Raw genomic sequence first — 7233 nt, forward strand, 5'->3', positions numbered from 1 at the left:
GGTGATAATCGAAGGTTTCAGCCGACATGATGTCGCCGAAAGCAGTCTTGTCAAAGGGAAGCGCGGGAAGGACGAAAGCCATGGGTCATCTCCTGTTTGGGAACGGTATAACTGTTGCCGCTACGCATATGGGCAATTGCCATTGCGGGTAAAGGGCGAAAGCGCTGGGCCTGAAGCAATTACGGGGCGGTGGTTATTCGGTTGCGATCCGCCAGGGCGGATAGCGCCGGTTCTCGCCCGCGTGATACAGGCACAAGGTGTTGCCCGCTGGATCGCACAGCCGTGCCTCGCGCCAGCCCCAGTTTTTGTCCTGCGGCAGCTGATCGAAGGCAAAGCCCTCCGATGTCAGCTGCGTGACGCGCGCGTCGAGATCGATGCACTCGAGGTAGACCACCGCGCCGCCTGCATCATCGCCGGTGTGGATCGAGAGGGTCACGCCGTTGCCCGCCTCGAACCGCGCATAGCCGTTGCCTGGGCTGTCGACGATCTGGGTGAGGCCAAGCGCACGGTAGAAAGTGACCGATGCGGCATAATTGCGCGCGGGCAGCGTGATCTGGTTGAGGTGAAGGCCGGGCGCAAGCGCATCGTTGCGAACCGCGCCGTTCCCCATCGGGCCGTTGCTGGGGACCAGGCGCGGCGCATCGCGCAGGGCCAGCCGCACGAAGCTGCGCGCCTGATCGACAGCGGCTTCCAGTGCCATCCCCTGCCCCAGCAAGGTCGTAATCGCGCTGGAAAGCGTGCAGCCGGTGCCGTGGCTGTGCGGTGTGTCGATGCGCGGGTCTGACCAGACGGCGACCTCGCCATCGCGGGTGACCAGCCGGTCGGTGACGGTGTCCTCGCCGCTGTGGCCGCCCTTGACCAGCAGCGCGGGCGCGAGCGCCAGCACCGCGTCTTGGCCACCCAGTGCGTCAAGCTCGGGCAAGTTGGGGGTCACGACAACGGCATGGGTCATCAATCGGCGGAAGGCGGCAATGGTCGCGGCGTCGGCAAGCACCGCACCGCTCGATGCGATCATGACCGGGTCGAACACCAGCGGAACCGGCTCGCGCGCCGCCAGCCAATCCGCCAGCCGTTCGGCAATATCGGCCGACCCCAGCATGCCGATCTTGATCGCATCCACGCCGATATCGCGCACCACCGCATCGATTTGCGCCAGTACCATATCGGCACCCAGCACCTGCACCGCATCGACCCCGCGCGAATTCTGCGCGGTAATCGCGGTGATCGCGCTCATCGCATGGCCGCCGAGCATGGTGATCGTCTTGATATCCGCCTGAATGCCCGCGCCGCCCGAACTGTCCGATCCGGCGATGGTCAAGATGCGGGGGGTGTTAGTCACACCCACACCCATCGTCTGTCCCGAGGGAATGCGGGAAAGTTATGATCGGCAACACCTCACCCATGCTGCGTACACTTGCGCGCACTTGACCCCGGAAACTTCGCCAGCAGCTTGGTCGCGCGTACCGGGCGGTCGAGCAGTTCGCCGCCGCAATTGGGACAGATATCATCGAGCGCCTCGCTGCATTGCGCGCAGAACGTGCATTCAAAAGAACAGATGAACGCGCCCGGTGCGTCGGCGGGCGTATCCGCGCCGCAACGCTCACAGTCGGGTCGCATTTCAAGCATCAGACTGCCACTTCTGCCACCACCGCGCAGATGCGGTCAACAATGTCCTCGACCTGGCCCGCATCGTCGCCTTCGGCCATCACCCGGATCACCGGTTCGGTGCCCGATGGCCGGATGACCAGCCGCCCCCGTCCGCGCAGCTCCTCATCGGCATCGGCGATGACCTGCTGCACGCGCGGATTCTCGAGCGGCTTGCCGCCTGAGAAACGCACATTCTTGAGCAACTGCGGCACCGGATCGAACACATGCAGCATTTCGCTCGCCGGCTTGCCCTCGCGCACCAGCTCCGCCAGCACCTGCAGCGCCGCCACCGTGCCATCGCCGGTGGTCGCATGGTCGAGCAGGATCATGTGGCCCGATTGCTCGCCGCCAACATTATAGCCGCCCGCGCGCATCGCGCCGAGCACATAGCGATCCCCCACCTTGGTGCGGATCAGCTCAAGCCCCTGACCCTTGAGATAGCGCTCTAGCCCCAGGTTCGACATCACCGTCGCCACGACGCCGCCGCCGCGCAGCCGCCCCTGCCGCGCCCAGCTCGCGCCGATCAGCGCCATGATCTGGTCGCCGTCAACCACTTTGCCCTTTTCGTCGACCACGATCAGCCGGTCGGCATCGCCATCCAATGCGATGCCAATGTCCGCGCCCGATGCGACGACCCGCTCCTGCAGCGTTTCAACGTGCGTTGATCCGACCCGGTCATTGATGTTGAGGCCATTGGGACTGACACCAATGGTGACCAGCTCGGCACCTAGCTCCCAGAAAGCAGATGGGGTTACCTGATACGCCGCGCCGTTGGCGCAATCGACAACGATCTTGAGGCCATCGAGCCTGACATCATCGGCCAGCGAGGTCTTGACCGCGTAAATATAGCGCCCGCGCGCGTCCTCTATCCGCCGGGCTCTGCCGATGGCGGATGCGTCAGCGAGCTTCGGCTCGGTCTCCATCAGCATCTCGATGTTGGTCTCGTCTTCGTCGGAAAGCTTGAAGCCATCGGGGCCGAACAATTTGATGCCATTGTCCTCATAAGGATTGTGGCTGGCGGAGATCATCACGCCAAGGTCGGCGCGCATCGAACGCGCGAGCATGGCCACCGCAGGCGTTGGCATCGGCCCCACCAGCACGACATCCATGCCGACGCTGGTAAAGCCTGCGACCAGCGCATTTTCCATCATATAGCCGGACAGGCGCGTGTCCTTGCCGATGACGACGCGGTGCTTGTGCGTGCCGCGCAGGAAGTGCGTGCCCGCCGCCTGCCCCACGCGCATCGCCATCGCCGCAGTCATGAAGCCGCTGTTGGTCCGGCCCCGGATGCCGTCAGTGCCGAAAAACTTGCGTGTCACACTTTTCACCTTTTGCCCGGTTTCATCCGGCGATGGAACCGGCTCTAGCCCATCGCGTTAGCGCTTGCCAGCCAGCAACGTCCAACTATGGATAAGCGTGGGTTTAGCAAACAGGGCGTGCATAAATGCTGAAAACACTGCTGGTTCTGGGCGCCTTGCTGCTGGGCATCACCATCGGCATTGCCACCGGGGCGAGCGCGCCGGGCGTGGTCAGCGTTGCCGATGTCGTCGGCAGCATGTGGCTGCGTGGGCTGCAGATGACGGTGGTGCCGCTGGTCGTAACGCTGCTGATCACGGGCATTTTGCGCACTGCGCAGATGGCGCGCGCCGGCACGCTGACGGTGCGCACGATCGCAACGATGATCGCGCTTTTATGGGCGTCGGCAGCGATGGCGGCATTCGTGACCCCTGCGCTGCTCGCCGCGTTCCCGCTGCCGGAGACGGCACGCGTTGCCTTGCAGACGGCGCTGGCCGGGACCGCATCCACCGGCGAAGTACCCCCTTTCAGCGAGTTTGTCCGTGCGCTGATCCCGACCAATCCGGTCGCAGCGGCGGCCAATGATGCCATCTTGCCGCTGATCATCTTCACGCTTGCCTTCGCCTTTGCGCTGACCCGCGTGCCAGAGGAGCGCCGTCTGCCGGTGCAGGGCTTCTTCGCGACGATTGCCGAGGCGATGATCATCCTGATCGGCTGGGTTTTGGTGCTTGCCCCAATTGGCGTGTTCGCACTCGGACTGGTCGTTGGGTCGCGCGCGGGCGCCGCTGCCTTTGGCGCGCTTGGCCATTATGTGCTGATCGTCATCAGCATCGGCGCGATCATCTGGATCGCGGCCTTTGTGCTGGCGGCGCTTGGCGGACGCATCAGCCCGCTGGTGTTCATGCGCGCATCGATCCCGGCGCAGGCGGTTGCGATCTCGACCCAGTCCTCGCTCGCATCGTTGCCCGCGATGCTGACCGGGGTGCGCAGCCTGGGGGTCAGCGACCGGGTTGCCGATGTCGTGCTGCCGATTGCGGTGGCATTGTTCCGCGCGACGGGGCCGTGCATGAACTTTGCTGTCGCGATCTATGTCGCGCATCTGATGGGCATCGAACTGGGGCCGGTGGCATTCGCGGCGGGGCTGGCGGCAGCGGCGATCACCACCATGGGCGCGGTGTCGCTGCCCGGATCGATCAGCTTCATCAGCTCCATTGCGCCGATCTGCATCGCAATGGGTGTGCCGGTGGAGCCGCTCGCGCTTTTGCTGGCTATCGAGGTGTTTCCCGATATCATGCGCACGCTGGGCAATGTGACGATGAACATGGCGGTGACCACGACCATCGCCCGCGCCGAAGGAGACAGGCCGTGATCTATCGCAAGCTGGGCGGGCTGGAGGTGTCTGCGCTAGGCCTCGGCTGCATGCCGATGGCGGGTGTCGGCACCAATATGTATGGCAAGGCGGATCACCGCGAGTCGGTGGCGACGCTGGAGCGTGCCATGGAACTGGGCGTGACGTTTTTCGACACCGCCGAGGTCTACGGGCCGTATACCAACGAGGACCTGCTGGGTCAGGCGATCCGGGGGCGGCGCGACAGGCTGGTGATCGCCACCAAATTCGGTTTCAAGATTGCAGATGGCGCGATCACCGGCGTCGATTCCTCCCCCGCCAATGTGCGGCGCGCCTGCGAAGGGTCATTGAAGCGGCTGGGGATCGAGACCATCGACCTGTATTATCAGCACCGGGTCGATCCCGATGTGCCCATTGAAGAGACTGTCGGCGCGATGGCACGGCTGGTTGAAGAGGGCAAGGTGCGCTTTCTTGGCCTGTCGGAAGCCGGCACTGACACGATCCGCCGCGCGCACGCCACCCATCCGATCGCCGCGCTGCAAAGCGAGTATTCGCTGTGGGAGCGCGAGATTGAAAGCGAAATCCTGCCCTTGTGTCAGGACCTTGGCATCGGCTTCGTGCCTTACAGTCCGCTGGGGCGGGGCTTTTTGACCGGACAGATTACCCAGCGGTCCGATCTGCCCGAAGGCGATTACCGGCTGCGCGACCCGCGCTATTCGGAGGAAAATTTCACCGCCAATCTGGGCATCGTCGATGTCGTCAAGGCGATTGCGACAGCGCGCAGCGTCTCGCCCGCACAGATCGCGCTGGCGTGGCTGCTGGCGCAGGGCAATGACATTGTGCCGATTCCCGGGTCAAAGCGGCGCGCCACGCTTGAGGATTCGATGGCCGCGATAAACGTGACGCTGACCATCGCCGACCTCGATGCGCTCGACAAGGCCGCGCCGCGCGGCGGCACAGCGGGTGATCGCTATGGTCAGGCAGGGATGAAGATGGTGCGGATTTGATCGTGTTGGTCCACGGCACACGACGCCTGGGCTAGATCCAGCCGCCCAGTTCGCGCCGCACCAAGGTCTCCAGCATGTCCATGCCTTCGCCGCTGACATTCAGACACGGCAGATAGGCGAACTTTTCGCCGCCCGCCTCTTCAAACTGTTCGCGACCCTGGATCGCCAGTTCCTCAAGCGTCTCAAGGCAATCGACCGAAAAGCCCGGCGCGACCACCGCGATGCGTTTCACCCCCTGTTTGCCGAGCGCCTCCAGCGTGTCGTCGGTCGCAGGCTCCAGCCATTTGGCGCGGCCAAAGCGCGACTGGAACGAGACGACCAGCTCGCGCCCCATTGCCTCAGACAGCAACCGCGCGGTTTTACGGCACTGGCAATGATAAGGGTCGCCCAGCTCCAGCGTGCGCAGCGGCATGCCGTGAAAGCTGGTGACGATGGCTTCGGGTTCGAAATCAAGCGAGGCGATGGCGTGCTCGATGTTGCGCTTGAGCGCGTCGATATGCGCCGGATCGTCATGATAAGGCGGCAACGTGCGGATCGCGGGCTGCCAGCGCATTTTCTGCAGCACCTCGAATGCCTTGTCGTTGGCGGTGGCGGTGGTCGCGCCCGAATATTGCGGGTAAAGCGGGGCGAGCAGGATGCGGTCACAGCCCGATTGTTTCATCGCATGGATGCGCTGCTCGATCGACGGCTTGCCATAGCGCATCGCGTGTTCGACCAGCACACTGTCGCCGAGCCGTTCTTTGAGCGCAATCGCCTGCCGCCGCGAATAGACCGCGAGCGGCGAACCGTGATCGGTCCACACCTCGGCATAAGCGGCGGCCGATTTTTGCGGGCGGGTGTTGAGAATGACCCCGCGCAGCAATGGCTGCCAGACGATCTGCGGAATTTCCACGACGCGCTTGTCCGACAGAAATTCGCCCAGGTATTCGCGCACCGCCTGGGTGGTTGGCGCTGCGGGCGTGCCCAGGTTGATCAGCAACACACCGACACGCGGCGGCTTGATCTCGGGGTGATCCCCCGGCACCGCCATACCCGACATCGAAATCTCCGTCTCGCTCACAGGCCACCTGAGAGCAGGGGAAGCTGGCGAAAGCGCAGGCCCGTGGCAGAATGCAGCGCGTTGGCGATGGCGGGCGCGACCGCAGGCACGCCAATTTCGCCAAGGCCAGCGGGCGCTTCCTGGCTTTCAATAAAGTCCACGCGAATCTCCGGTATATCGGCCAGCTGAGGCAGGGAAAGCGCCGCGAGCGTGCGGGCATCGGGATAGCCGTTGGTCCAGCTGGATGCACTGCCCATGGCCATCGCCAGCCCGAATATCATACCGCCCTCGATCTGTTGCAAGGCAATGTCGTGATTTATGATGCGGCCTGCGTCAACCACGGCGGACAGGCGCTCGACGCGGAAGCCACTGCGCGCCGCGCCCGGCGCGTCACCCGATCCGCTGCGCGAGGCGCTGGCGATCACCGCGATATGCGCGCCGTTGACGCTGCAACAGGCCACGCCCTGGCCGCTGCTGTCGAGCCCGCCATCCCATTCGGCCAGCCCTGCCACGCGCGTCAGGCAATTGGCGAGACGGATGTTCTGCCCCAGCATCTGCACCCGGTACGACAGCGGTTCGCGGCCCGCCTGATCCGCCATCTCGTCAACAAACGATTCGGTGACGAACACGCCGTAGCTGGCGGCATTGCCACGCCAGCGCCCGGTGGGCACGCCGATATGCGCGGGGTAATGATCGACCGACAGGTTGGCGATGTCATAGGGGATGTCTGCGCCCGCAACCGACATTGTATCAGCCTGACCGCTGGTCCTGGCAATCGCCGCCATCGGGTGTGCATCGTTGAAAAAGCGCTGGGCAAATTCGCGCGCGCTGGGCGGGCTTGCGATCTTGACCGACAGCGCGGTGATGTTGGCCTCGCTGTCGATCAGCGCCGCCGC

At 64.3% G+C, this 7233-nt stretch carries 7 protein-coding genes and 1 pseudogene; 2 read left to right on the forward strand and 6 right to left on the reverse strand.

Features of this window, described 5'->3' with window-relative positions:
- The 4 genes and pseudogenes from ACEW8G_RS01115 to glmM all read right to left on the reverse strand — a co-directional run.
- A pseudogene (locus ACEW8G_RS01115) lies at positions 1 to 82 on the reverse strand (superoxide dismutase [Fe]); the annotation flags it as partial.
- Between the two features lie 111 nt (positions 83 to 193).
- Complete coding sequence (gene thiD / locus ACEW8G_RS01120) at positions 194 to 1351, reverse strand: bifunctional hydroxymethylpyrimidine kinase/phosphomethylpyrimidine kinase (protein WP_373486611.1); 1158 nt, start codon at positions 1349 to 1351, stop codon at positions 194 to 196.
- A gap of 44 nt (positions 1352 to 1395) precedes the next feature.
- Complete coding sequence (locus ACEW8G_RS01125) at positions 1396 to 1626, reverse strand: DUF1272 domain-containing protein (protein WP_373486612.1); 231 nt, start codon at positions 1624 to 1626, stop codon at positions 1396 to 1398.
- Positions 1626 to 2966, reverse strand: coding sequence for a phosphoglucosamine mutase (gene glmM, locus ACEW8G_RS01130; RefSeq protein WP_373486613.1), 1341 nt, complete (start codon positions 2964 to 2966; stop codon positions 1626 to 1628). The genes ACEW8G_RS01125 and glmM overlap by 1 nt, the downstream gene beginning before the upstream one ends.
- A gap of 125 nt (positions 2967 to 3091) precedes the next feature.
- Between glmM and ACEW8G_RS01135 the strand changes: the two genes are divergently transcribed.
- Complete coding sequence (locus tag ACEW8G_RS01135; RefSeq protein ID WP_373486614.1) at positions 3092 to 4312, forward strand: dicarboxylate/amino acid:cation symporter; 1221 nt, start codon at positions 3092 to 3094, stop codon at positions 4310 to 4312.
- Entirely contained in the window at positions 4309 to 5298 is a 990-nt protein-coding gene (locus ACEW8G_RS01140) for an aldo/keto reductase (protein ID WP_373486615.1), read from the forward strand. The genes ACEW8G_RS01135 and ACEW8G_RS01140 overlap by 4 nt, the downstream gene beginning before the upstream one ends.
- Before the next feature lie 31 nt (positions 5299 to 5329).
- On the opposite strand, the gene hemH is transcribed toward ACEW8G_RS01140, so the two are convergent.
- Together hemH and ACEW8G_RS01150 are read right to left on the reverse strand one after the other, a co-directional pair.
- Positions 5330 to 6328, reverse strand: coding sequence for a ferrochelatase (gene hemH / locus ACEW8G_RS01145; protein ID WP_373486617.1), 999 nt, complete (start codon positions 6326 to 6328; stop codon positions 5330 to 5332).
- A 26-nt stretch (positions 6329 to 6354) separates the two neighbouring features.
- A partial coding sequence (locus tag ACEW8G_RS01150; RefSeq protein WP_373486616.1) for a molybdopterin cofactor-binding domain-containing protein occupies positions 6355 to 7233 on the reverse strand: 879 nt, incomplete at its 5' end.

The sequence above is a fragment of the Blastomonas sp. genome (assembly GCF_041747255.1).
Taxonomy (GTDB): Bacteria; Pseudomonadota; Alphaproteobacteria; order Sphingomonadales; family Sphingomonadaceae; genus Blastomonas.